Here is a 25,248-nt window from a genome sequence, read left to right on the forward strand (position 1 = left end):
CTCGATGAGCAAAGATCTGTCGCCACCCCGTCTGGCCCGCCCGCGCTTGCTGATCGTGGGCTGTGGGGACGTAGGCATGCGTTGCCTGCAAATGCTTGCCCCGCGCTGGCGCGTGTTCGCCGTGACCTCGCAGCCCGGCCGCGTGGCGGCCTTGCGGGCGGCCGGCGCGGTGCCGTTGGTAGCCAATCTGGACGAGCCGGCGACGCTCAAGCGCCTGGGCGGCCTGGCCGATCGCGTATTGCACCTGGCGCCGCCGCCGGCGCGCGGCGATGACGATCCACGTACCGTTGCCCTGTTGCGGGCGCTGCGGCGCAGCGCATGGCGCCGCCCCGCGCGGGAACCCCGCATTCTACCCGAGCGGCCCGGACGGGGGACCGGCGTGGCCACTCGCGGCGGCGCGCCGGCGCTGGTCTACGCCAGCACCAGCGGCGTCTATGGCGACCGCGGCGGCGCGCGCATCGGCGAGGCCCAGCCGGTACGGCCGCAGACCGCGCGCGCACGCCGCCGCGTGGCCGCCGAGCGGGCGGTGCGGAGCTTCGGCCGCGCCAGCGGCTGGCGTGCCAGCATCGTGCGGATTCCCGGCATCTACGCCGCGGACCGGCTGCCGGTGGCGCGCCTGCTCAAGGGCACGCCGGCGCTGGTGCGCGACGATGATGTCTACACCAACCACATCCACGCCGACGACCTGGCCCGCGCCATGATCGCCGCGCTGCTGCGCGGCCGGCCGCAGCGCGTCGTCCATGCCAGCGACGACAGCGAACTGCGCATGGCCGACTATTTCGACCTGGTGGCCGACCGGCGCGGGCTGCCGCGGCCGCCCCGGCTGTCGCGCGAGCAGATCCGCCAGGCCGTCGAGCCGGCGCTGCTGAGCTTCATGAGCGAATCGCGCCGGCTCGAGAACGCGCGGCTCAAGCGCGAGCTGCGGCTGCGGCTGCGTTATCCGACGGTTCACCACTTCTTCGAGACCTGACCCCCGCGCCCAGCGGCGCACACACCCCAGCAAGTGCCGCACCGCCGGGCAGGCGCCGCACCTCCGCGGCAAGCGCGGCACCTCCGCGGCAATCGTCGTACCCCCGCGGCAAGCGCCGCCCCCCGATGGCATGGCGATTGCGTGCTTACGCCCGCCACCCTGTCTATACAGCATATTGGGGCACGATGCCCGCAGGCCGTGCGGCCCGGTCACCAGCCTGGTGCGGGATACCGATCCGGCTGACCGCCGCGGGCCCCGCCAATCCCTTGCATCGCCCGTTATCGCTTTCCCTATCAGGGTTTGCGAGCAACGCCCGGGATCCGGGGCTGCCATTGGAGACGTCCCTTCGGCGGCGTGCCGTAGTGACGTTTCGTCGCCTTGACTTGTATATACAGGATTGCTACATTGCCCGGAAACCGACCGGCGCCCCGACCGAGGACGCCGGCACGACCCGGGCGGGCCGCCAGCCGGCGGCACCGTTCGCGACACCAAAGGAGCCAAACAGTGCAGATGCAGAAGCGGAAGTTGGGGAGTAAAGGGGGCGCCGGCCGTGCGCTCGGTTGGCTGGCCACGGTGGCGCTCGCCGCCGGTGCCGGCGCGGCGCAGGCCCAAACCACCAAGGTGGCGCTGGGCATGAGCGGCTGGACCGGCTTCGCGCCGCTGACGCTGGCCGCCAAGGCCGGCATCTTCGAAAAACACGGCGTCGACGTCGACATCAAGATGATTCCGCAGAAGGATCGCCATCTGGCGCTGGCCTCGGGCGCGATCCAGTGCGCCGCGACCACGGTGGAAACCCACGTGGCGTGGAATGCCAACGGCGTGCCGATCACGCAGATCGTGCAGCTCGACAAGTCCTATGGCGCCGACGGGCTGGCGGTGCGCAACGACGTCAAGACCTTCGCCGACCTGAAGGGCAAGACCATCGGCGTCGACGCGCCGGGCACCGCGCCGTATTTCGGACTGGCGTGGATGCTGAAGAAGAACGGCATGACCATCAAGGACGTCAAGACCACCACGCTGTCGCCGCAGGCGGCCGCGCAGGCCTTCGTCTCGGGCCAGAACGACGCCGCGATGACCTACGAGCCGTACTTGTCGACCGTGCGGCAGAACCCCGACAAGGGCAAGATCCTCGCCACCACGCTGGACTACCCGATGGTGATGGACACGCTCGGCTGCGCGCCGAAATGGTTGAAGGAGAACCCGAAGGCCGCGCAGGCGCTGGTCGACGGCTACTTCGAGGCGCTCGAGATGATCCGCAAGGAGCCGGCCAAGTCCAACGAGATCATGGGCGCGGCCGTCAAGCAGACCGCCGAGCAGTTCGCCAAGTCGTCCTCGTATCTGCGCTGGCAGGATCGCGAGGCCAACCGCAAGTTCTTCGCCGGCGAGCTGGCGCAGTTCAGCAAGGAGGCCGCCGCGGTGCTGCTCGATGTCGGCGTGATCCGCCAGGTGCCGGACGTGACGACGCTGTACGACCCGCGGTTCATCCGCTAAGCGGCAGGAGTAGCGATGACACAACCGTTGCACGCCGATTCGCTGCGGGCCGTCGCGCCCGACAGCCCGGCGCCCGCCCGGACGATGCCGGCCGCGCCGCGTGCGCGCCGGACCCATCCGTGGCTGACGCCGCTGACCCCGGTCGCGCCGCGCACCCGCTGGGTGCTGGGCCTGGGCTTTTTCGTGCTGTTCTTCGCCGTCTGGGGCGCGGTGACGCTGGGCGGCCTGGTGCCGCCGACTTTCCTCGCCGACCCGATGACGATGGCGCGCGAGGCGTGGCTGCTGTTTACCGAATACGGCTTTCTCGGCGACATCGGCATGACGGTCTGGCGCGTGCTGGGCGGCTTCGTGCTGGCCGCGGTGCTCGCGGTGCCGCTGGGCATCCTGATGGGCGCCTACAAGGCCGCCGAAGCCTTCTTCGAGCCCTTCGTCTCGTTCTGCCGCTACCTGCCGGCGTCGGCCTTCATTCCGCTGCTGATCCTGTGGGCCGGCATCGGCGAGACGCAGAAGCTGCTGGTGATCTTCATCGGCTCGTTCTTCCAGATCGTGCTGATGGTCGCCGTGACGGTAGGGGGCGCGCGCCGTGACCTGGTCGAGGCCGCCTACACGCTGGGCGCCAACAGCGCCGGCATCGTCAAGCGCGTGCTGATCCCCGGCGCCGCGCCCGGCATCGCCGAAATCCTGCGGCTCGTGCTGGGCTGGGCCTGGACCTATGTGATCGTCGCCGAGCTGATCGGCTCGTCGTCCGGCATCGGCCACATGATCACCGACAGCCAGGCGCTGCTCAATACCGGGCAGATCATCTTCGGCATCATCGTGATCGGCTGCATCGGCCTGGTCTCGGACCTGCTGTTCAAGCTCGCCAACCAGCGGCTGTTTCCGTGGAGCACCATCCAATGAGCGCGCTGTCGATCCAGCAGGTGTCGCGCACCTTCGTCAATCCGCGCGGTGGCCAGACCCAGGCCTTGCTGCCGGTGGACTTCGAGGTCCGCGAGAACGACTTCGTCACCATCCTCGGGCCGTCCGGCTGCGGCAAATCGACGTTGCTGCGCATCGTCGCCGGCCTCGACGCGCCGACCTCCGGTCGCGTGCTGCTCGACGGCGAGCCGGTCACCGGACCGGGCGCGGACCGCGGCATGGTGTTCCAGTCCTATACGCTGTTCCCGTGGCTGACGATCGAGCAGAACGTCCGCTTCGGCCTGCGCGAGCGCGGCATGAGCGTGGCGGAGCAGCGCGAGCGCAGCGATTTCTTCATCGCCCGCGTGGGCCTGCGCGGCTTCGAGCATCACTATCCGAAGCAGCTGTCGGGCGGCATGCAGCAGCGCACCGCGATCGCGCGGGCGCTGGCCAACGATCCGAAGATCCTGCTGCTCGACGAGCCGTTCGGCGCGCTGGACAACCAGACCCGCGTGCTGATGCAGGAACTGCTGCTCGGCATCTGGGAGAGCGCGCGCAAGACGGTGCTGTTCGTCACGCACGATATCGACGAGGCGATCTTCATGGCCAACCGGGTTGCGGTATTCTCTGCGCGGCCCGGACGGATCAAGACCGAGATCGCGGTCGACTTCGCCCATCCGCGCCACTACACGATCAAGACCTCGCCGGAATTCTCGGCGTTGAAGGCGCGGCTGACCGAAGAGATCCGTGCCGAGGCGATGGCCTCGGCCGAGCATTGAGGCGGCCAATGAAGCCCACCGACTTGCGCATCGGCCGACGCATCGACCGACGCATCGACCCACGCAACCACCGACCATGACCGTAGAAGCCGGCACCCGCCGCCCCGCCACCCGTCCCGATGCCAACGGCCACCGCCCGTCGTCCGATGCCACGCCGACCGCGCTGTACCAGCAGGTCAAGGAGTACATCGCGCGCCAGATCCAGAGCGGCGCCTGGCAGCCGGGCGATCGCGTGCCGTCCGAGCAGGAGCTGGTCAACCGCTTCGCCGTGTCGCGCATGACGGTCAACCGCGCGCTGCGCGAGCTGGCCGAGCAGGGCAGGGTGGTGCGGGTGGCGGGCGTCGGCACCTTCGTTGCCGAGCACAAGCCGCAGTCGACGCTGCTGTCGGTGGTCAATCTGCAGGACGAGATCCGCATGCGCGGGCACGACTACGCCTGCGACGTGATCCTGGTCGAGCGCGCCTCGGCCTCGATCGAGGTGGCGGCGGCGCTCGACCTGCGCACCGGCGAGTCGGTCTTCCATTCGGTATGCGTGCATCGCGAGGACGGCGTGCCAGTGCAGCTGGAGGACCGCTACGTGAATCCGCGCGTGGCGCCCGACTTCATCAATCAGGACTTCAGCGGCGTCAAGCCGGGCGAATATCTGCTGCGGCACGTGCCCTACGACCAGGTCGAGCACGTGGTCGACGCGGTCGCGGCCACGCCCGAGCAGGCCAGCCAGCTGGAGATGCCGGTGACCCAGCCCTGCCTGCTGCTGACGCGGCGCACCTGGACCGCCGGCACGCCGGTGACCTTCGTGCGCTGCCTGCATCCCGGCAACCGCTATCGCCTCGGCAGCCGCTTCCGTGCCGATGGCAATCCGGCGTTCGGCTAGCGTGGCGGCCCGCGGCGCGGCCCGCAGCCGCGCTGCCCTCGCCACCGAACGAACCGAGCGCTTCCGCACCTGACTTCGACCACGATTCGACCTAAGCTGATTTAAGCCGTACCAAGCTGTATAGACAGGACCATACAATGACAACCCAATCCTCCGTGCAACACGCCGCTTCCCAATCCCGTCCCACGCTGACCCTGCATCCCGGCGAGGTCTCGCTCGCCGAACTGCGCCGCATCTACCGCGGCGAGGTCCAGCTGGCGATGGCGGATTCGGCCTGGGCCGATGTGCGCGCCGCGCAGGCCACCGTGCAGCAGATCGTCGACACCGACGCGGTGGTCTACGGCATCAACACCGGCTTCGGCAAGCTGGCCAACACGCGCATCCCGCACGACAAGCTGGCCGAGCTGCAGCGCAACCTGGTGCTGTCGCACAGCGTCGGCACCGGCCGCGACCTGCCCGCCGATACGGTGCGCCTGATCCTGGCGACCAAGGCCGTCAGCCTGGCGCGCGGCCATTCGGGCGTGCGGCCCGAACTGATCGAGGCGCTGCTGGCGCTGGCCAACCACGGCGTCACGCCGTGCATTCCGGCCAAGGGCTCGGTCGGCGCGTCCGGCGACCTCGCGCCGCTGGCGCATCTGTCGTGCACGCTGATCGGCGTCGGCGAGGCTATCGTCGACGGCCGCCGTCTGCCGGCCGTCGAGGCGCTGGCGCATGCCGGTCTCAAGCCGTTCGAGCTCGGACCGAAGGAAGGCCTGGCGCTGCTGAACGGCACGCAGGTGTCGACCGCGCTGGCGCTGGCCGGCCTGTTCGCCGCCGAGGACGTGTTCGCCGCCGGGCTGGTTGCGGGCGCGCTGTCGCTCGAGGCCATCAAGGGCTCGGTCAAGCCGTTCGACGCCCGCATCCACGCCGCCCGCGGCCAGGCCGGCCAGATCGCCGTCGCCGGCGCGGTGCGCGAGCTGCTGGCCGGCAGCGAGATCGTCGACTCGCATCGCGAGTGCGGCCGCGTGCAGGACCCGTATTCGATCCGTTGCCAGCCGCAGGTGATGGGCGCGTGCCTGGACAATCTGCGCCACGCCGCGCGCGTGCTGCAGATCGAGGCCAATGCCGCGTCGGACAACCCGCTGGTGTTCTCCGAACAGGGCGACGTGGTGTCCGGCGGCAACTTCCACGCCGAGCCGGTGGCCTTCGCCGCCGACATCATCGCGCTGGCGCTGGCCGAGATCGGCGCGATTTCCGAGCGGCGCCTGGCGCTGCTGCTCGACACCGGCCTGTCGGGCCTGCCGCCCTTCCTGGTGCGCGACGGGGGCCTGCATTCGGGCTTCATGATCGCGCAGGTCACCGCCGCCGCGCTGGCGTCGGAGAACAAGTCGCTGGCGCATCCGTCGAGCGTCGACAGCCTGCCGACCTCGGCCAACCAGGAGGACCACGTGTCGATGGCCACCTACGGCGCGCGCCGGCTCGGCGACATGGCCGAGAACACCGCGGTCGTGGTCGGCATCGAGGCGATGGCGGCCGCGCAGGGCATCGAATTCCATCGGCCGCTGAAGTCCTCGCCGCTGGTCGAGACCGAACTGGCGCGCATCCGCGCCCGCGTCGACTTCGTCGAGGTCGACCGCTACCTGGCGCCCGATATCGAGGCAATGAAGCAGTGGGTGCTGCAGGGCGACGCCGGCGCGGGCTGGCCCCAGGCCGTGCGTGCCGTGCTGCCGGCGCAGGGCGAAGCGCAATAAGCGCGGCCATTGACGCTCGCATGCCGAAACACCGCAAACCGCATACGCAACCGAATACGTAGCCGAATACGCAACCGAATACGCAACCGAACACGCAACCGAACACGCAACCGAATACCGCTCGCAGGAGACCACCATGAACGCCAACGAACAGCAATTCCTCGCCCGCGGCCAGCGCGAAATCCGCGCGCCGCGCGGCACCCAGCTGCACTGCAAGAACTGGCTGATCGAAGCCGCCTATCGCATGATCCAGAACAACCTGGACCCGGACGTCGCCGAGCGCCCGCAGGACCTGGTGGTCTACGGCGGCATCGGCAAGGCCGCGCGCAACTGGGAATGCTTCGACGCGATCCTCGATAGCCTGCGCCGCCTCGGCGAAGACGAATCGCTGCTGGTGCAGTCCGGCAAGCCGGTCGGCGTGTTCCGCACGCATGCCGACGCGCCGCGCGTGCTGATCGCCAACTCCAACCTGGTGCCGCACTGGGCCAACTGGGACAAGTTCAACGAGCTCGATCGCGCCGGCCTGATGATGTACGGCCAGATGACCGCCGGCTCGTGGATCTACATCGGCACGCAGGGCATCGTGCAGGGCACCTATGAGACCTTCGTCGAGGCGGGTCGACAGCACTACGGCGGCGACCTGTCCGGCAAGTGGATCCTGACCGCGGGCCTGGGCGGCATGGGCGGCGCGCAGCCGCTGGCCGGCGTGCTGGCCGGGGCGTGCGTGCTGGCGATCGAATGCCAGGAATCGCGCATCGACTTCCGCCTGCGCACGCGCTATCTGGACAAGAAGGCCACCACGCTGGACGAGGCGCTGGCGATGATCGCCGAGGCCACCGCCAGCAAGCAGGCGATCTCGGTCGGCCTGCTCGGCAATGCCGCCGAGATCGTGCCCGAGCTGGTCAAGCGCGCGCAGGCCGGCGGCATGCGCCCGGATATCGTCACCGACCAGACCTCGGCGCACGACCTGGTCAACGGCTATCTGCCGGCCGGCTGGACCGTCGAGCAGTGGGAAGCGGCACGCAAGGCCGATCCGAAATCGGTCGAGGCGGCCGCGCGCCCCTCGATCGTCGAACACGTCAAGGCGATGCTGGCCTTCCAGCAGATGGGCGTGCCGACGCTGGACTATGGCAACAACATCCGCCAGGTCGCCTTCGACGAGGGGGTCAAGAACGCCTTCGACTTCCCGGGCTTCGTGCCGGCCTATATCCGCCCGCTGTTCTGCCGCGGCAAGGGACCGTTCCGCTGGGTCGCGCTGTCCGGCGATCCCGAGGACATCTACAAGACCGACGCCAAGATGAAGGAGCTGTTCCCGGAGGACAAGCACCTGCACCGCTGGCTCGACATGGCGCGCGAGCGCATCGCCTTCCAGGGCCTGCCGGCGCGCATCTGCTGGGTCGGACTGGACGAGCGCCATCGCGCGGGCCTGGCCTTCAACGAGATGGTCAAGTCGGGCGAGCTGAAGGCGCCGGTGGTGATCGGCCGGGACCATCTGGACTGCGGCTCGGTGGCGTCGCCCAACCGCGAGACCGAGGCGATGAAGGACGGTTCGGACGCCGTGTCCGACTGGCCGCTGCTCAATGCGCTGCTCAATACCGCGGGCGGCGCGACCTGGGTCAGCCTGCACCACGGCGGCGGCGTCGGCATGGGTTTCTCGCAGCATAGCGGCGTGGTGATCGTCTGCGACGGCACCGATGCCGCTGCCCGCCGCATCGAGCGCGTGCTGTGGAACGACCCGGCCACCGGCGTGATGCGCCACGCCGACGCGGGCTACGACATCGCGATCGACTGCGCGCGCGAGAAGGGGCTGAACCTGCCGATGGTCAATCGCGCATGAGCGCGGCGCCATCGCTATCCCCGCAAGCACGGCGCTTTGCGCTGGACGAGCTGACGCCGATGCCGTGGAAGAACGGCGGCGGCACCACGCGCGAGATCGCCGCGTGGCCGCCCGCCGCCGGGCTCGATGCATTCGACTGGCGCCTGAGCATCGCCGACATCGCGGCCGACGGCCCGTTCTCGGCGTTCCCCGGCATCGACCGCCAGATCGTGCTGCTCGATGGCGACGGCGTGCGGCTGCACGCGCGCGATGGCAGCTTCGATCATCGCTTGGTGGCGGTCGGCGAGCCGTTCGCCTTTGCCGGCGAAGCGACGGTCGACGCCACGCTGCTGGGCGGGCCGACGCGCGACTTCAATGTGATGACGCGCCGCGGCCGCTGCCGCGCGAGCGTGGCGTCCACCGGCGCGGCCATCGATAGCGCCGGGGTGGAGTCGGATACGACGGTCGTGCTCTACGTGCTGGCCGGCAGCTGGCACTGCGATGATGCGCAGGACGCCGAGGCGGGCGTGCTGACGGCCGGCAGCGGCATGCTGCTGCCGCCGGGCGGCGCCTTCCGCTGGCTGCCCCAGGACGAGGGCGAGGGCGCCCGCTGCCTCGTCGTCAGGCTGCAATCGACGCAGTCATCCTCCGATAGGGAAACCACGTCATGACGCAGTCCGTTGAAGACTTCGCTGTCGATGCCAGCGTGGCCGGCGCGCCGTCGGCCGACGGCGTCTGGCATCGCTGCCATCTGCTGCCGGATGCCGATCCGGCCAACGCCATTCGCGATGCCGCGCTGGTCGTCGAGCAGGGGCGTATTGCATGGCTTGGCCAGCAGGCCGTGTTGCCCGAGGCCTACCGCGGCCTGCCGCATCACGATGCTGGCGGGGCGTGGATCACGCCGGGCCTGATCGACTGCCACACGCATCTGGTCTACGGTGGCCAGCGCGCCGACGAGTTCGCGATGCGGCTCGCCGGCGCCAGCTACGAGGAAATCGCGCGCGCCGGCGGCGGCATCGTGTCGACGGTCCGGGCCACGCGCGCGGCCGACGAAGACACGCTGTTCGCGCAGGCCGCGACGCGGCTGAAGCCGTTGCTGGCCGAAGGCGTCACCGCGATCGAGATCAAGTCGGGCTACGGCCTCGATCTCGATACGGAGCGCAAGCAGTTGCGCGTCGCGCGGCGGCTCGGCAAGGCCTACGGCGTTGCGGTGCATACCACCTTCCTCGGCGCGCACGCGTTGCCGCCCGAATACGCGGACCGCGCCGACGACTACATCGCGCTGGTCTGCGACACGATGCTGCCGGCCCTGGCGCAGGAAGGCCTGGTCGATGCGGTCGACGCCTTCTGCGAGGGCATCGGCTTCTCGCCGGCGCAGACCGAGCGCGTGTTCGACGCCGCGCACCGGCATGGCCTGCCGGTCAAGCTGCATGCCGAACAGCTGAGCAATCTCGGCGGCGCCGCGCTGGCGGCCCGCTATCGCGCCCTGTCGGCCGATCATCTGGAGCATCTGGACGAGGCCGGCGTCGCGGCGATGGCCGAGGCGGGGACCGTCGCCGTGCTGCTGCCCGGTGCCTACTATTTCCTGCGCGACACGCATCTGCCGCCGATCGCGCTGCTGCGCCGGTACGGCGTGCCGATCGCGCTGTCGACCGACCACAATCCCGGCACGTCGCCGGTGACCTCGCTGCTGCTGATGCTCAACATGGCCTGCACGCTGTTCCGCATGACGGTGCCCGAGGCGCTCGCCGGCGTCACCACGCACGCGGCGCGCGCGCTGGGCGCCAGCGATCGGCATGGGCTGCTGGCCGCGGGCCGCGGCGCGGATCTTGCGCTGTGGCGCATCGATTCGCCGGCCGAGCTGGCCTACTGGTTCGGCCGCAACCCGCTCGCCGCGGTGGTACGCCAGGGGCGCGTGTTCTTCGGACCCGCCTCTTCGGCCCCGCAGGAGTTTCGCGATGAAGCCTGACCTCGATTCCACGCTGTTCGCCGCCGAGGCGCTGCTGCCTGACGGTTGGGCCGGCAATGTGCTGCTGAGCTGGGACGCCGATGGCAGGCTGACCGCGGTGACGCCTAACGCCACGCCGTCGGCCGGCACGCCGCGCGCCGTCGGCCCGGTGCTGCCGGGCATGACCAATCTGCATTCGCACGCCTTCCAGCGGGGCTTCGCCGGCCTGACCGAATTCCGCTCGGCGGCCGACGATTCGTTCTGGAGCTGGCGCGAGCTGATGTACCGCTTTGCGCTGCGGCTCGCGCCAGAGACGCTGGAGGCGATCGCGACGCAGCTCTATGTCGAGATGCTGCGCGCGGGCTATACCAGCGTCTGCGAATTCCACTATGTCCATCACCAGGCCGACGGCACGCCCTATGCCGATCCGGCCGAGATGTCGCTGCGGCTGCTGCGCGCTGCGCAGCGCGCCGGCATCGGCATCACGCTGCTGCCGGTGCTGTACCAGAGCGCGGGCTTCGGCCCCAAGCCGCCGCTGGCAGAGCAACGCCGCTTCCTGCACGAGACGGACGCGATGCTGGCGCTGCTGCAGCGGCTCGCGCCGGCGTGCACGGGCACGGCACGGCTTGGCCTCGCGCCGCACTCGCTGCGCGCGGTGCCGCCCGACAGCCTGCGTGCGGCGGTGGCGGGCCTGCATGCGATGGACCCAACGGCGCCGGTGCATATCCATATCGCCGAACAGCAGCGCGAGGTCGACGAATGCCTGGCGTGGTGCGGCACCCGTCCCGTCGACTGGCTGCTGGACCATGCGCCGGTCGACCAGCGCTGGTGCCTGGTGCATGCGACGCATCTGGACTGGGACGAGCGCCGGCGGCTTGCGCACAGCGGCGCGGTGGCCGGCATCTGTCCAACCACCGAAGCGAACCTGGGCGACGGCGTGTTCGATGCCGCGCCGTATCTGGAACAGGGCGGGGCGTGGGGCATCGGCTCGGACAGCCATGCCAGCGTCAGCGTCAGCGAGGAACTGCGGCTGTTCGAATACGGGCAGCGGCTCGCGCTGCAGAAGCGCAACGTGCTCGCGTCGAGCCGGCATCCGCAGGTGGCCGACCGGCTCTATCTCGATGCGGTCGCCGGCGGGGCGCGTGCTGCGGGACGCGCGGTCGGCGGCCTGGCCATCGGACAGCAGGCGGATTTCGTCGTGCTGGACGGCAGCCATCCGACGCTGGCGGGCCTGCGCGGCGAGCAGGCGCTGGCCGTGCACGTGTTCGCCAATCACGGACATGAGACACTAGCGGAAGTCCGCAGCGCGGGACGCTGCCGCGTGCACCGGGGCGTCCATGCCTTGCAGGCCGAGGCGGGCGCGGCCTTCGCCAGCGCGCGCGCCAGCCTGCTGGCGCCATGACGACGGGCTCGCCCACGCCGACGCCTACGCGCCGCGGACCGCATTCCCCACGAAACCTGATATCGCCACCGGCCCCGCGCAACACGCGACACGCGACAAGCGACAAGCGACAAGCAAAGCGAAACTGGCCGGTCGCGATGCCACTCGTAGCAGCAATATGACTTCCTTCTCCACCGATACCCCGGCCTTCACGCTGCAGCGTGGCACGCGCCCACTGCTGATCTCGATGCCCCATGTGGGCACGTATCTACCGCCGTCGGTCGCCGACCGCTTGACCGACGAGGCGCGTACCGTGCCGGACACCGACTGGCACATGGACCGGCTCTACGGCTTCGCCCGCGAGCTCGGCGCGTCGGTCCTGATGGCGACGCACTCGCGCTATGTGGTCGACCTGAACCGCCCGCCCGACAACGCCAACCTGTATCCGGGCCAGGACACCACCGGGCTCTGTCCGGTCGATACCTTCGACAAGACGCCGGTGTATGCCAACGGCGTGGGTCCCGACGAGACCGAGATCTTCGCGCGCCGCGACGCGGTCTGGCGTCCCTATCACGATGCGCTGGCCGGCGAACTGGCGCGGCTGCGCGCCGAGCACGGCACGATCGCGCTGTGGGACGCGCATTCGATCCGCTCGGTGCTGCCGCGCTTCTTCGACGGCAAGCTGCCCGACTTCAATCTCGGCACCGCCAACGGCGCGAGCTGCGATGCGGGGCTGGCCGAGCAGGTGGCGAAGATCGCCGCCGAAGCCCAGGGCTATACCTCGGTGCTGAACGGCCGCTTCAAGGGCGGCTATATCACGCGCCAATACGGGCAGCCCGCGCAGGGCGTGCATGCGATCCAGCTCGAGCTGTCGCAATGCACCTATATGCGCGAGCAATATCCGTTCGACTACGACGAGGCGCTGGCCGGCAAGCTGCAGCCGACGCTGCGGCGGATGCTGGAGGCCGTGCTGGCCTTCGTCGAGGCGCGTTGATGGCGCGATGATGGCGCGCTGATGTCGCCATGACATGTGCCGATGAGAGACGGCGTGTCCCGTCTCTCATCGAAGCTCTTCGTATCGCGGGCCGTCGCATCAGGCCAACGTATCGGGCCAACCTATCCGGCCAACGCATCAGGCCAACTTGACGCAGGCCGCCGTTACTTCCCGCTGCGCAGCCGCTCCTCGATATGCTGGGCGCGCTGCAGCGAACCGGGGTGCGTGCTCAGCATGCTCGATTGCCCGCCGTCGAGCGCCGCCATCTTGCGGAAGGCCGTCACCAGCGCCTGGCGATTGGACTTGTTCTTCGTCAGCAGATCGAAGGAATAGTCGTCCGCCGCGGTTTCCTGCCGCTGCGAGAACTGCGAATTGACCAGCGTCTCGGCCAGCTCGCCCACTTGCGACGACGACAGCGCGGTCAGCGTGGCGCTGCCCGCCGAGCCGAGCAGACCGCGCGCCGCCGCGGTTGCGTAGGCGACCTGCATCGCCGCCTTGGTATGGCCGAGCGCCACGTGGCCGATCTCGTGCCCCACGACGCCGCGCACTTCGTCGTCGGTCATCATGTCCATCAGCCCGCTGTAGATCCGCACGCAGCCGTTGGCCATCGCCCAGGCATTGATCTCCTTGGTCTCGTAGACCTTGGCGTCGAGGGGCAGGCCGGTGTTCTGCAGGCCCGCCATGATCTTGGTCAGCCGTTGCCCATAGGTGCTGGTCGGCGCGGCGATCTTGTTCTTCTTGTCCATCTCGGCGCAGGACTGGTCCGACAGCGTCTTGATATTGGCGTCGCTGAGCGTCGCGGCGGTGAACAGGCTGCCGCCCGCCTGCGTCAGGCCCTGCATGTTGGCGCCGGCGCAGCCGGCCAGCAGGGCGGCGGTGAAGGTCGCGAGCAGGGTGGCTTTGACGCGGAAGGCGGTGCGGCGGGGCGAGGCTGGAGTCATGACGGTTCCTCTCGGTGCTGGGAAATCCAGCAGCATACGCAGCGAAACCGCACGGCGGTAGCGGACGATGTCCGACGTAGGGTGAATTATTCGGCACAAGATCCCCCGTCATGTCGCAAAAATCGCGTTTTGGCGACACGTCCCGTCGATATGTCGCTGGCGGCGACATGAGCGTCGGACCTGTCGCCATTTTCCCGTTTCGGCGACATGAGGCTCTTGGACTCACCCATATCGCGGCGGGCGATGCAGCTCCACGCAGCGCGGACGGCGCTTGCGCGAAAGCCTCCCGTCCGCGCTCAAAACCCTTCCAGCACCACCTTGCCCCGCGCGCGGCCGCTTTCGATCAGCGCATGGGCGCGGCGCAGATTGGCCGCGTTGATCGTGCCGAAGTGTTCGCCGAGCGTGGTGCGGATCGTGCCGGCGTCGATCAGTTGCGCGACGCGGGTCAGCAGTTCGTGCTGGCGGATCATGTCGGGCGTCTCGTACATCGGCCGCGCGAACATGAATTCCCAATGCAGCGACAGCGACTTGCGCTTCATCGGCATGACGTCGAGCGTGGCCGGGTCGTCGATCACGGCAAGCTGGCCCTGCGGCGCGAGCACGTCGATCAGCTGCGGGTAGTGCTGACCGGTATGGGTCAGGCTGGCAACGTGCTCGACCTGCGGCACGCCGATGCGCTCCAGTTCCTCGCGCAGCGGCTTCGTGTGGTCGATCACATGATGGGCGCCCAGCGACTTCACCCAGTCGCGCGTCTCCGGACGCGAGGCCGTGCCGATCACGGTCAGGCCGGTCAGCTGGCGGGCCAGCTGGGTCAGGATCGAGCCGACCCCGCCGCCCGCGCCGACGATCAGCAGATGCTCACCCGCGCCGCCGTGCTCGGGAACGCGCAGCCGGTCGAACAGCAGTTCCCATGCGGTGATCGTCGTCAGCGGCAGCGCCGCGGCTTCGGCGTCCGACAGCGAAGCGGGCTTGCGCGCGGCGATGCGTTCGTCGACGAGGCAATACTCGGCATTGCTGCCCGAGCGCGTGATCGAGCCGGCAAAGTAGACCTCGTCGCCTGGCGCGAACAGCGTGACCGCGCTGCCCGCGCGGACGACCTTGCCGACAGCGTCCCAGCCCAGCACGCGCAGCGCGGCGACGGCGGACGAGGCGCGGACCTTGGTATCGACAGGATTGACCGCGATGGCCCGCACCTGCACCAGCAGGTCGCGTGGACCGGGCTCGGGCATCGGCAGATCGACGTCGATCAGCGCGGCAGGATCGTCGATCGGCAGGCCGTGCTGCAGGTAGGCGATGGCTTTCATGTGGGCGGCTCCGTGATTTGAGGGGAGGGTTTGGATGGACAGTGACGCCATCTTGCTCCGCTGCGGCCTATCCGGTAAGCGGTAAAATCCGCCAGCACTTTCTCTCCGCGAGTGAAAATGATCCGCCTCGAAGACCTGACCCTGTTCGTGCGCAGCGCCGCCCTCGGCAGCTTTTCCAGCGCGGCGCGCGAGGCCGATCTGCTGCCGGGGCAGGTCAGCGCCGCGGTCAAGCGGCTCGAGCGAGATCTCGATATCCGGCTGTTCGCCCGTTCGACCCGCAGCCTGCGCCTGACCGCCGAGGGCGAGCGCTACCTGCCCTACGCGCAGGAAGTCCTGGCCACGCTGAACGAGGGCCGCGACAGGCTGCGCGGCGACGGTGCGGCGCTGAGCGGGCTGCTGCGCGTCACGGCGCCGTCGGATCTCGGCCGCAATGTGCTGCTGCCCTGGATCACCGAATTCCGCCGCACGCATCCCGACCTGACGCTGCGGCTCTATCTGTCCGACCAAGTCACAGACGTATTCCGCGATCCGGTCGATGTCGCCATCCGCTACGGCCGTATCGAGGAGGCCAGCTATGTTGCCCTGCCGCTCGCGCCGGAGAACCGGCGCGTGCTGATCGCCTCGCCGGCCTATCTGGCCCGGCACGGCCGTCCGCAATCGCTCGACGACCTCGCCTCGCATCGATGCCTGCTGTACCACCTGAGCGGCCGCGTCTACGACAAATGGCCGTTCGAGACGGCGGCCGGCCCCCGGTTGATCCCCGTCAAGGGAAGCCTGTACACCGACGACGCCGACGTGGTCCGCCGCTGGGCGGTGCAGGGCGAGGGCATCGCCTACAAGTCGTGGCTCGACGTCTGCGGCGACGTGCAGGCCGGCCGCCTGACGGTGCTGCTGCCGCACGAGCCGGGCGAAAGCACGCCGCTGCAACTGGTCTGCCCGCACCGCAAGCAGTTCTCCCCGGCCGTGCGGCAATTGCAGGCGTTGTTGAAGGAGCGATGCGCGGGATTGACAGCGCAGTATGCGGAAGTGATGGCGTGACGCCGGCATCCAGGGTGGCCGCGGTGGTGGTCGGACTGTCACCGCAAGGGATGCGGTGATTGGCGGGCCGATTCGCCGCACGTTATGCGGTGATTAGCCGGCCTGTTCACCGCGCGGTCTGCAGCGGTTGAAGGCTCGTCGCGATAGCGTCGGCGGCCTCGTTACCGCCGACAGCGCGCTAGGATTGCTGTGCCATTGAACGAGGCGAACAACGACCCGACGCCCCAACGACGACACTGCACCATGCCACCGCCTGCGAACGACCCCGTCCCGATCGAAGTCCAGCCCATTCTCGATGTCGTGGTCCGCGCGCTGGGTGACGACATCGCCGGCGCGTACCTGTTCGGCTCCGCCATTGCAGGCGGGCTGCGGCCGGACAGCGATGTCGACCTGCTGGTGCTGACGCATCGAACGATGTCCCGGCAGAGCCGCGAGGATCTGGTGGCCGCGTTGATGGAAGTCTCCGGCGCGCGCGCGGGGCGGGGGCCGGCCCGCAATGCCGAGGTCACGGTCGTCGTGCTCGGCGACATCGCCCCGTGGCGCCACCCGGCGCGGAGCGACTTCGTCTACGGCGAATGGCTGCGCGACGATTTCGCAGCGGGCGTGGTGCCGGCGCCGACCGCCGATCCCGATCTGACGCTGGTGCTGGCCACGGCCTTGCAGAGTCACCGCGCATTGATGGGGCCGGGGCTTGCCGAATTTCTCCCCGCGATTCCTTACGCCGATATCCGGCGCGCGATGGCGGACAGCTTGCCGGGGCTGGTGGCCAACGTCCGCGGCGACGAACGCAACGTCATGCTGACGCTGGCCCGCATGTGGGTCACGGTTGCCACGGGCGACATCGTGCCGAAGGACGCGGCGGCCGATTGGCTGCTGCCGCGTCTGCCGCCGGAGCGGCGCGCGTTATTGGCGACGGCGCGCGACGCGTATCGCGGTCATGTCGCCGACGAAGCCTGGCACGAATGTCGGGCCGACGTCAGCGAATGGGTGAGCGAGGTCAGCCAGGCCATCGCGCGAACGCTCCACGACAGCGTCAAGGCATGACTGATCGCCCAGGCCGCCACGCTAGGCGGTGCGCCTGACCTGGGCGGCCATCACGATCAGCGCCGCGACCGCGAGGGCCAGCGGCACGAACGATACCCACAACACGGTATCCCAGTCGTACGCGGCCAATAGACCGCCGGAGGCAAACGAGCCGATCGCCATCGTGCCGAAGACGATGAAGTCGTTCAGCGACTGCACCTTGGTCTTTTCCTCGGGCCGGTGGCACTCCAGCACCAGCGCCGAGGCGCCGACGAAGCCGAAGTTCCAGCCCAGCCCCAGCAGGATCAAGGTCAGCCAGAAGTGGGCCACGTCGATGCCGGTCAGGCCGATCGCCGCGGAGATCCCGGTCAGCAGCAGGCCGGCCGAGACGACGCGCTGCGCGCCGAAGCGGGTAATCAGCCGTCCCGTGAAGAAGCTGGGCGCGTACATCGCGATGACGTGCCACTGCAGGCCGAGGTTGGCGTTCTCCTGCGAATGGCCGTACAGATGCATCGCCAGCGGCGCCGCCGTCATCAGGAAATTCATCAGCATGTAGGTCACGGCCCCGCACATGACCGCGGTGACGAACAGCGGCTGGCGCGCGATCGCCGACAACGGCCGTCCCCTGGCGACTTCCGCCGCCGTCGGCATCGGCAGCCGCACGCCCCACAGCACCAGCGCCGACACCAGCGCGACGACGGCCTGCATGACGAAGGTCGCCGCGAACATGTGCTGCGGCCACAGATGCATGGTGTGCGTGACCAGTTGCGGGCCGACGACCCCGGCGACGACGCCGCCTCCCATCACGAACGAGAGCGCGCGCGGACGCAGCGTCGGCGAGACGCCGTCGGCCGCGGCGAAGCGGAACGACAGCACCACCGCCGCATAGGCGCCGCCGAAGAACGTCGCCAGGCAGAACAGCCAGAACGAGCTCCACACGACCGCGGCGGCGGCCAGCAGGCCGACCAGCACGCCGCAGCCGGTGCCGGCCAGGAAGGAGGCGCGCCTGCCGTAACGGCGCGCGATGGCGCCCGTCGGCAGGATGCACGCCGCCATGCCGACGACGAAGATCGAGATGGGCAGCGTGGCCAGCGTCTTGTCCGGGGCCAGCATGTCGCCGACGATCGCGCCGGTCGCATAGACCACGACGGAATTCGCACCGGCCAGTGCCTGGGCGACGGTCAGCCGCAGGATGTTGCCGCGCTGCTCGCGTTCGGAGAGTTCGGCGACGGAATCACTCAATGCGGCTGGGGCGACGTTTGACAAGACATACCTCGGCAGAAAATTGGGTTCCCACTTCTGAACGGTGACGCAGGGTCGGTGGAAATCCCGGGACGGGAGGACAGCGGCGATTCTTTGAGGATTATCCTCGACCGGCAAACAAGATTAAATATCGATGATGGAAAGAATGTCTTTGCCGATAGGCAATTCGCCGCGTACCGCGCCATTGGAACGCCTGGGCGCGACAAGGTAAAGCATGCTGCAGCGCATGACCGGCCCCGATTTCGGTCCTGCTGTAGAGTAACGGTTCTTCTTCCCAGCGATGCTCGCCACCAGGAGACCGAGCCATGGAATTCGTCATCCCCAGTACAGGCAATCTGATTCTGTTCGTCAGCGCGGCGCTCGTGTTGTTGGTGATTCCGGGCCCCGCGGTGCTGTACATCATTGCGCAATCGGTGGAGCAGGGCCGCAAGGCCGGGCTGGTATCGGATCTGGGCATCCATACGGCCACGCTGGTGCACGTGCTGGCCGCCGCGCTGGGCCTGTCTGCATTGCTTGCCTCGTCGGCCGTGGCGTTCAGCATCCTGAAGTATGCCGGTGCCGCCTATCTGATCTGGCTCGGGCTGAAGAAGATCTTCGGCCGGCCGGCGCCCGTCGCCGTCGATGCCGTACCGCAGCAGCGCCGCTATGCGCGGCTGTTCCGCGACGGCTTCATCGTCAATCTGCTCAATCCGAAGACCGCGCTGTTTTTCCTGGCCTTCCTGCCGCAATTCGTCGATGTCGGCCGCGGCCACGTGGCGATGCAGATCGTGTTCCTGGGATTGCTGTTCACGCTGCTCGGCCTGGTCAGCGATGCGTGCTACGCGTTTGCCGCGAGCGCGGCGGGCCGCTGGTTGCGGCATAGCCGCGGGTATCTGACGTTCGAGCGCTACGTCGGTGGCTCGCTGCTGATCGGGCTGGGCATTACGGCGGCGTTTGCGGGGAACGGCAAGAAATAACGGCCGCGGTCCACATGGAATTGGAATTGCCGCGTCGATACAACCGGATATCGCGCGGCGTCCTTCCTCTGTTGATGGCCTTGATGGCGATGCGATTTTCATCTCGCACATTCCGACTCTAAGCGGCTCGCCGAGAAAATCAAGTATTCCTATGGATAGTGGTTAGGCGCGGCCAATTGCGCCATCCTTGCCCGACGGGATGCAGGGCTGCATCGTTTCGGCATCATCGATGCAGCATCGAGACGCGTCCCCGTAGCGGAGTGCAAGGAATGATCAGGGGCGTGAGAATTCGAGCCGCCAAGGCGGTCGATTTGGCAGCAGTCCTGGAGGTGCTCGATATCTGCAGTCTGAAGTACAAGGTAGCCGAAGCATCGACCCATCTGTATCACCTCGCCATGCTTGGCAAACAGCCGATCGGCTGCGTATGCGGCGAGATTCATGGCGAAACGGTCGTCATCCGCGCAGTCGCCGTTCTTCCCGAATATCGCGACCAACGGATCGCGACACATCTCGTCGGCGCCGTGCTGATGCGCGCCCGCGCCAATGGCTGCAAATCCGCTGCCTTGTTTACCAACAGGCATCCAAGCTTCTTTGCGCGATACGGCTTTTCGCTCAGTTCCCCGGAGCAATTGCCGGAAGAGATCCGGATCGCCAGGGACTTCCACCGGCGTTTCAGCGCAAGGACATACTGCATGTGCCGCCGTCTTGATTGACGCATCGAGGCGCGGCCATGCAACGTGTCAGGCCGGCTTGTCCGGTGCTTGCACATCGGGCCACGCCAGTTGCGCGCCGCGCTGGCGCGCGGCATAGATGGCTTCCGCCTTGTTGCGCGCGCCCAGGCGCTGGTACAGCTGCCCCGAATGACTTTTGACTGTCGCAAGCGAGATGTCCAGCATGCGGCTGATGACCTTTTGCTGGTGCCCCATCGAAAGCAGCACCAGTATCTGGTATTGACGCAGTGTCAGGTCGAGCTTGCGCGCTTCCTCCTCTGCGTCGGCGAACGCGTCGCCCAACGCCGATGGCTGTGGCATGGGACGAATGCCCGCGGATATCACGCGCACGGCATGCTCGAACGCAGCCTGCCTGTGGTCGGCGGCGTTCCCATCGATTTGCTCCAGGCACGGCAACAGCACGATCGGCAATTCGCGCGCGCAATGCCACGCCTTTTCCAATTGCGCCATGGCAAGCTCGTACGAAGGGGCTTTCGCCATGATCAGAAGTTGCGCCCCATGCTCGGCCAACTGGCTGCACAGCGTTTCGAGTTCGGAAAAACCGATGCAGGAAACCAGTTCGACATCGCGGTGACGCCGCAGCCAATCGGCGAGCGCCGTTTGTCGCGTGGGATTTTCCACAATCAGCAGCGCACGCATTGGTCCTCCCCGCCACTGTAGAGACCGTTTGTCGATTTGCCGGAAGGTGCCCGACCGAGTCAGGCCGTTCCGTTATGGTCCCTGATGGAAGGTTTGATGGACGATGGTTTAAATGTCAAGGACGCTTACGCTGAACCCGTTCCGCGATCCGGCATCATCCCGACCCTGGGCGAGGGCTAATCGAAATGCGAATCGTTCGCGATTCCGGTTATCATTGCCGGTTTTCCGCCGACTTTTCGCTCCTTCGATGTCCATCACCCTGTCGACCCGCCGCTTCGCCTGGCCGGTCACGCTGGCTGTCCTGTCCGGGTTCGGGCTCGGTATGGCCCACGCCGACACGCCCAGCAACGATGCCCCCGCCGATCTACCCGAAGTCCGCGTCAGCGCGAATGCCGGCGGCGGCTACGTGCCTACCGAAAGCCGCGGCGCGACGCGCACCGACACGCCGTTGCGCGAAATACCGCAATCCGTTCGCGTGGTCACCACCGAACTGATCGACGACCTCGGCGCCACGCGCCTCGCCGACACGGTCGACTACGTCAGCGGCGTTTCGCGCCTGAACGATTTCGGCGGCACCTGGGACAACTATGCAATCCGCGGCTTCAGCAGCACGGACATGGGATACCTGGTCAATGGCTTCCCCGGCTCTCGCGGCTATAACCCGATGCGCGACACCGCCACGGTCGAGCGCTTCGAATTCCTCAAGGGCCCGGCGGCCGCCGTCTACGGCAGCAGCGAGCCGGGCGGCACGATCAATATCGTGACCAAGAAGCCGAGGTTCACCCCGGCGACGAGCGCCGAGCTCAGCGTCGGCACGCTCGGCTTTCGGCGTGCCGCGGTCGACAGCACTGGTCCGATCACCGACAAGCTGGCCTACCGCCTGAACGTCATGGGCGAAGACGGCGCGAGCCGCAGTTCGCTGATCGACAACAACAAGTACCTCGTCGCGCCGGCGCTGGCATGGGCGCTCGACGACAAGACGCTGCTGCAGTACGAAGGCGAGTTCATGCGCGTGCGCACGCCGCTGGACCGCGGCCTGGTCAACGTCAACGGCAGGATCGACCTGCCGCGCAACCGCTATCTGGGCGAGCCCAACGATCCGAACCTGCATCTGTCGAGCGATACGCATCAGCTGACGCTGGACCGCGAGCTGGCGCCGGGCTGGCGTACCCGCATCGGGGCGAGCTACAAGGAGTCGAGCTTCGAAGGCTATGCCGCCGATCTCGGCAGTGTGCTGGCCGACGGCCGCACGCTGACCCGCCGCCACAGCTGGCGCACGCTGCCGTCGCGCGACACTTCGATGCAGGCCGAAGTCGAAGGCAACTTCGACACGGGCGGTCTGGGACATCGCATGCTGTTCGGCGTCGACGCGTCGCGCCTGCACATGGGCATGGACATCGCCTACTCGACGCTGGCCACCAACCCCTATGCGATCGACATCTACCAGCCGGTCTACGGCCAGCCCAAGCCGCCGCTGGTGATGACGACGTCGACGCGCGAAGACCAGCGCAACGTGGGCGCCTTCGTCCAGGACGAGATTTCGCTGAGCGAGCAATGGAAGGTGCTGGCCGGCGTGCGCTTCGACAGCTATCACCAGAGCCTGGACAACCTGATCACCGGCCGGTCCACCAGCCAGGACCAACATGCCGTGTCGCCGCGCCTGGGCGTGACGTGGCTGCCCAATGCACAGACCTCGCTCTATGCCTCGTGGGGCAAGTCGTTCCGGCCCAACAGCGGCGTGGACGAGGCCGGCAACCCCTTCGATCCGCAGAGCGGCCGCGCGCTGGAGGCGGGCGTCAAATGGCAATCGGCCGATGCGAAGCTGGGCGCAACGCTGGCGGTCTTCGACATCCGCAAGAGCAATGTGCTGACGCGCAGCCCGACCAATCCGAACTTCAGCGTCGCGGCCGGCGAGGTCACCAGCCGCGGCTTCGAGGCGGACGCCTTCGGCCAGCTCGACCAGCATTGGCGTGTCAGCGCCAGCTTCACGCTGACGAACGCCAAGGTCACCGAAGACAATGCCATCGCGCCCGGTACCCGCGTGACCAATATCCCGAAGGTCAGCGCAAGTCTGCTGGCGATCCGCGAAGATGCGATGCCGCGATTCGGCGGCCGCTATGGCGTAGGCACCGGCATCGTCTACGTGGGCTCGCGCTCGGGGAATGCCACCGACACGTATTCGCTGCCCGCCTATGCCACGGTCAAGCTGGTGTCGTACTGGCAGATCGACCGCAAGACGCGCGTCTTCTTCGACGTCCACAACGTGTTCGACAAGGAGTACTACCCCGCATCGTGGGGCAATCTCGCGGTGATCCCGGGCCTGGGCCGGCAGTTCGTCGCGGGCGTCAAATATCAGTTCTGAGGGCCGCCGGCGGGCGGCATCCCCGGACCGGCCGCACAGGGCATCGTGCCCGGCAGCGTGCTTCGCGCTGCCGGGCTTTTTTTCGTCCGTGTGATCCGGCCTCGGCTGCATTTTCCGGCATTTCCATGCAATGGAAATAGGGGGCTGTATGCCGAGCGGACAAGGCCTAAGCTGTCTCCCACAAACAAGGCGCGCCTCGCCGGCAGGTGAACAGGCGGCGGCGCTTCAAGGATTTTCAGGAGACGCTTGATGCCATCGATCCGAACCCCGATTTTCGGCCCCATTTTCACTCCATTCGCCCGCCGGCTCGCCAGCGCCGCCATGCCGTTGCTGATGGCCGTTGCCGCGCCGCTGCCCGCGCTGGCAGCCTTCCCCGACAAGCCGATCCGCCTGGTCGTGCCGTTTGCCCCGGGCGGCGGAACGGACCTGATCGCGCGCGCGATGGGCGTCACCATGGGCGAGGATCTCGGCCAACCCGTGCTGGTCGACAACAAGCCGGGCGGCGGCACGATCATCGGGACCGACCTGGTCGCCAAGAGCGCGCCTGACGGCTACACGCTGGTGATGGCCACCATGGCCCACGCCGTCAATCCGAGCCTGCACAAGAAGCTGCCGTTCGATACCGACAAGGCGTTCTCGCCGGTCATGCTGGTGGGGCGCTCGCCCAATGTCCTGGTCGTCAAGCCGGACAGCCCCATCAAGACCGTGCAGGACCTGATCGCAGCGGCCAAGGCGCGGCCGGGCAAGCTCAACTACGCGTCGCAGGGCCCGGGCACCTCGGCCCATCTGGCGGGCGAACTCTTCAAGAAGCTCGCCAAGGTCGACATCACCCATGTGCCGTATCGCGGCGCCGGCCCTGCCATTACCGACCTGCTGGGCGGGCAGGTCGACGCGATGTTCGCCACCGCGGCTGCCGTCGCGCCGCACCTGGAGAGCGGCAAGTTGCGCGCGGTAGCGGTCACGACCGCGCAGCGTTCCCAGGCGCCGGCGCTGAGCAAGGTGCCGACCATCGCCGAGGGCGGCGTGCCCAATTACGTGGCCGACAGCTGGTATGGCCTGTTTGCGCCGGCCGGTACGCCGCCGGCCGTGATCGCGCGACTGAACGCGGCGGCGAAGAAGGCCGTGCAGACCGAAGCGTTCCGCAAGCGCGCCGAGCAGGAAGGCCTGGCCGTTGGTGGCGGCACGCCGGAAGAGTTCGGCCGCTACGTGAAGGGCGAGAGCGAGCGGTGGAGCAAGGTCATCAAGGAAGCCAACATCACCGTCGACTGAGCGCGGCGCCGACCACAGAACCCATTCCATACACCGCACCGGATCAAGACATGGACCACTACTCCCTGATCGAACTGAAGATCGAAGCGGGCATCGCGCTGCTCGCCTTCAACCGTCCCGACAAGCGCAACGCCATCAGCGACGACATGCGCACCGAATTGATCGATGCGCTCGAACGTGTGGCGTCGGACAAGGCGATCCGCGCGCTGGTGCTGACCGGCAACGGCAAGGGCTTCTGCGCCGGCGGCGACGTGGCCGGCATGCAGCGCCGCATGGAAGCGCCGCAGGGCGAGGTGGCGTTCAACGGGTGGAGCCGCCAGCAGCGCGTGCACCATACCGTCAAGCTGCTGCATACGATGCCCAAGCCCACCATTGCGGCGGTCAACGGCGCCGCGGCCGGCCTCGGCGCCGACACCGCGCTGTGCTGCGACTTCGTGCTCGCGTCGGAAGCGGCATCGTTCTCCTGGTCGTACATTCACCGCGGCCTGATCCCCGATGGCGGCGGCATGTATTTCCTGCCGCGCCGCGTCGGCCTGTCGATGGCAAAGGAACTCGTGTTCACCGGCCGCAAGGTGCCGGCGCAGGAAGCCAAGGCGCTCGGCATCGCCGACCGCCTCAGCACGCCCGAAGCGCTGCTCGACGATGCACTGCGCTGGGCCGCGGAACTGAGCCAGGGCTCGGCCACCGCCATCGCGCTGGGCAAGAGCATCATGAACCAGTCGTTCGAGCTGCCGGCCGACCAGGTGTTCGCGCAAGGCAGCCAGGCGCAAGGCATCTGCTACACCAGCACCGCGCATCGCGAGTCCGTGCTGGCCTTCCTCAACAAGACCAGCCAGGCCTGA

The 25,248-nt window shown here is 68.1% G+C and carries 22 protein-coding genes; 18 read left to right on the forward strand and 4 right to left on the reverse strand.

What is annotated here, in order from left to right:
* Positions 1 to 4 precede the first annotated feature (4 nt).
* The 11 genes from K7G19_RS10855 to hutG all read left to right on the forward strand — a co-directional run bounded on the left by K7G19_RS10855 (position 5) and on the right by hutG (position 12,880).
* Positions 5 to 970, forward strand: coding sequence for an NAD-dependent epimerase/dehydratase family protein (locus K7G19_RS10855; protein ID WP_150083358.1), 966 nt, complete (start codon positions 5 to 7; stop codon positions 968 to 970).
* A gap of 510 nt (positions 971 to 1,480) precedes the next feature.
* Positions 1,481 to 2,461 (forward strand): ABC transporter substrate-binding protein, encoded by a 981-nt coding sequence (locus K7G19_RS10860; RefSeq protein ID WP_149316727.1) that lies wholly within the window; start codon positions 1,481 to 1,483, stop codon positions 2,459 to 2,461.
* A gap of 15 nt (positions 2,462 to 2,476) precedes the next feature.
* Positions 2,477 to 3,361, forward strand: a complete 885-nt coding sequence (locus K7G19_RS10865; protein WP_149316728.1) for an ABC transporter permease — start codon at positions 2,477 to 2,479, stop codon at positions 3,359 to 3,361.
* Positions 3,358 to 4,137, forward strand: coding sequence for an ABC transporter ATP-binding protein (locus K7G19_RS10870; protein ID WP_149316729.1), 780 nt, complete (start codon positions 3,358 to 3,360; stop codon positions 4,135 to 4,137). The genes K7G19_RS10865 and K7G19_RS10870 overlap by 4 nt, the downstream gene beginning before the upstream one ends.
* A gap of 76 nt (positions 4,138 to 4,213) precedes the next feature.
* On the forward strand, positions 4,214 to 5,011 hold the full coding sequence (gene hutC, locus K7G19_RS10875) for a histidine utilization repressor (RefSeq protein ID WP_226107236.1): 798 nt from the start codon (positions 4,214 to 4,216) through the stop codon (positions 5,009 to 5,011).
* A gap of 137 nt (positions 5,012 to 5,148) precedes the next feature.
* Positions 5,149 to 6,741: a histidine ammonia-lyase gene (gene hutH / locus K7G19_RS10880; RefSeq protein ID WP_149316730.1), complete on the forward strand. Its 1,593-nt coding sequence runs from the start codon at positions 5,149 to 5,151 to the stop codon at positions 6,739 to 6,741.
* 136 nt (positions 6,742 to 6,877) lie between these two features.
* Positions 6,878 to 8,578 (forward strand): urocanate hydratase, encoded by a 1,701-nt coding sequence (gene hutU / locus K7G19_RS10885; RefSeq protein WP_226107238.1) that lies wholly within the window; start codon positions 6,878 to 6,880, stop codon positions 8,576 to 8,578.
* Entirely contained in the window at positions 8,575 to 9,228 is a 654-nt protein-coding gene (locus tag K7G19_RS10890; protein WP_149316732.1) for a HutD family protein, read from the forward strand. The genes hutU and K7G19_RS10890 overlap by 4 nt, the downstream gene beginning before the upstream one ends.
* Positions 9,225 to 10,526, forward strand: coding sequence for an imidazolonepropionase (hutI, locus tag K7G19_RS10895; protein WP_149316733.1), 1,302 nt, complete (start codon positions 9,225 to 9,227; stop codon positions 10,524 to 10,526). Before K7G19_RS10890 ends, hutI begins: the two co-directional genes overlap by 4 nt.
* Positions 10,516 to 11,907, forward strand: a complete 1,392-nt coding sequence (locus tag K7G19_RS10900) for a formimidoylglutamate deiminase (RefSeq protein ID WP_226107241.1) — start codon at positions 10,516 to 10,518, stop codon at positions 11,905 to 11,907. The genes hutI and K7G19_RS10900 overlap by 11 nt, the downstream gene beginning before the upstream one ends.
* Before the next feature lie 157 nt (positions 11,908 to 12,064).
* Positions 12,065 to 12,880 (forward strand): N-formylglutamate deformylase, encoded by an 816-nt coding sequence (gene hutG, locus K7G19_RS10905; RefSeq protein WP_149316735.1) that lies wholly within the window; start codon positions 12,065 to 12,067, stop codon positions 12,878 to 12,880.
* Positions 12,881 to 13,044: 164 nt separating this feature from the next.
* On the opposite strand, the gene K7G19_RS10910 is transcribed toward hutG, so the two are convergent.
* Together K7G19_RS10910 and K7G19_RS10915 are read right to left on the reverse strand one after the other, a co-directional pair.
* Positions 13,045 to 13,821 (reverse strand): M48 family metallopeptidase, encoded by a 777-nt coding sequence (locus K7G19_RS10910; protein ID WP_226107243.1) that lies wholly within the window; start codon positions 13,819 to 13,821, stop codon positions 13,045 to 13,047.
* A 296-nt stretch (positions 13,822 to 14,117) separates the two neighbouring features.
* Positions 14,118 to 15,125, reverse strand: a complete 1,008-nt coding sequence (locus K7G19_RS10915; protein ID WP_226107245.1) for a zinc-binding alcohol dehydrogenase family protein — start codon at positions 15,123 to 15,125, stop codon at positions 14,118 to 14,120.
* A 117-nt stretch (positions 15,126 to 15,242) separates the two neighbouring features.
* On the opposite strand from K7G19_RS10915, the gene K7G19_RS10920 reads away from it, so the two are divergent.
* Positions 15,243 to 16,163, forward strand: coding sequence for a LysR family transcriptional regulator (locus tag K7G19_RS10920; protein WP_226107246.1), 921 nt, complete (start codon positions 15,243 to 15,245; stop codon positions 16,161 to 16,163).
* Between the two features lie 243 nt (positions 16,164 to 16,406).
* Complete coding sequence (gene ant(3'')-Ib, locus K7G19_RS10925) at positions 16,407 to 17,207, forward strand: aminoglycoside nucleotidyltransferase ANT(3'')-Ib (RefSeq protein ID WP_226107658.1); 801 nt, start codon at positions 16,407 to 16,409, stop codon at positions 17,205 to 17,207.
* Positions 17,208 to 17,228: 21 nt separating this feature from the next.
* On the opposite strand, the gene K7G19_RS10930 is transcribed toward ant(3'')-Ib, so the two are convergent.
* Positions 17,229 to 18,452 carry an MFS transporter gene (locus K7G19_RS10930; protein ID WP_226107247.1) on the reverse strand — a complete coding sequence of 408 codons (1,224 nt, stop codon included), beginning with the start codon at positions 18,450 to 18,452 and terminating at the stop codon, positions 17,229 to 17,231.
* Positions 18,453 to 18,754: 302 nt separating this feature from the next.
* Here K7G19_RS10930 and K7G19_RS10935 point away from each other — a divergent pair, with 302 nt between their 5' ends.
* The gene (locus tag K7G19_RS10935) at positions 18,755 to 19,405 is read left to right on the forward strand and encodes a LysE family translocator (RefSeq protein WP_150083349.1); all 651 of its coding nucleotides are present in this window, start codon (positions 18,755 to 18,757) and stop codon (positions 19,403 to 19,405) included.
* A 269-nt stretch (positions 19,406 to 19,674) separates the two neighbouring features.
* Positions 19,675 to 20,118 carry a GNAT family N-acetyltransferase gene (locus tag K7G19_RS10940; protein WP_149316743.1) on the forward strand — a complete coding sequence of 148 codons (444 nt, stop codon included), beginning with the start codon at positions 19,675 to 19,677 and terminating at the stop codon, positions 20,116 to 20,118.
* A gap of 27 nt (positions 20,119 to 20,145) precedes the next feature.
* On the opposite strand, the gene K7G19_RS25075 is transcribed toward K7G19_RS10940, so the two are convergent.
* On the reverse strand, positions 20,146 to 20,775 hold the full coding sequence (locus K7G19_RS25075) for a response regulator transcription factor (RefSeq protein WP_370639526.1): 630 nt from the start codon (positions 20,773 to 20,775) through the stop codon (positions 20,146 to 20,148).
* Between the two features lie 247 nt (positions 20,776 to 21,022).
* Between K7G19_RS25075 and K7G19_RS10950 the strand changes: the two genes are divergently transcribed.
* The 3 genes from K7G19_RS10950 (at position 21,023) to K7G19_RS10960 (ending at position 25,248) form a co-directional block, all read left to right on the forward strand.
* Positions 21,023 to 23,137: a TonB-dependent siderophore receptor gene (locus K7G19_RS10950; protein WP_226107248.1), complete on the forward strand. Its 2,115-nt coding sequence runs from the start codon at positions 21,023 to 21,025 to the stop codon at positions 23,135 to 23,137.
* A 321-nt stretch (positions 23,138 to 23,458) separates the two neighbouring features.
* Positions 23,459 to 24,406 carry a tripartite tricarboxylate transporter substrate binding protein gene (locus tag K7G19_RS10955; protein WP_226107661.1) on the forward strand — a complete coding sequence of 316 codons (948 nt, stop codon included), beginning with the start codon at positions 23,459 to 23,461 and terminating at the stop codon, positions 24,404 to 24,406.
* 50 nt (positions 24,407 to 24,456) lie between these two features.
* Positions 24,457 to 25,248 carry an enoyl-CoA hydratase/isomerase family protein gene (locus K7G19_RS10960; RefSeq protein ID WP_149316747.1) on the forward strand — a complete coding sequence of 264 codons (792 nt, stop codon included), beginning with the start codon at positions 24,457 to 24,459 and terminating at the stop codon, positions 25,246 to 25,248.

Source organism: Cupriavidus sp. DB3, from assembly GCF_020418465.1.
In the GTDB taxonomy this organism is placed as follows: domain Bacteria; phylum Pseudomonadota; class Gammaproteobacteria; order Burkholderiales; family Burkholderiaceae; genus Cupriavidus; species Cupriavidus cauae.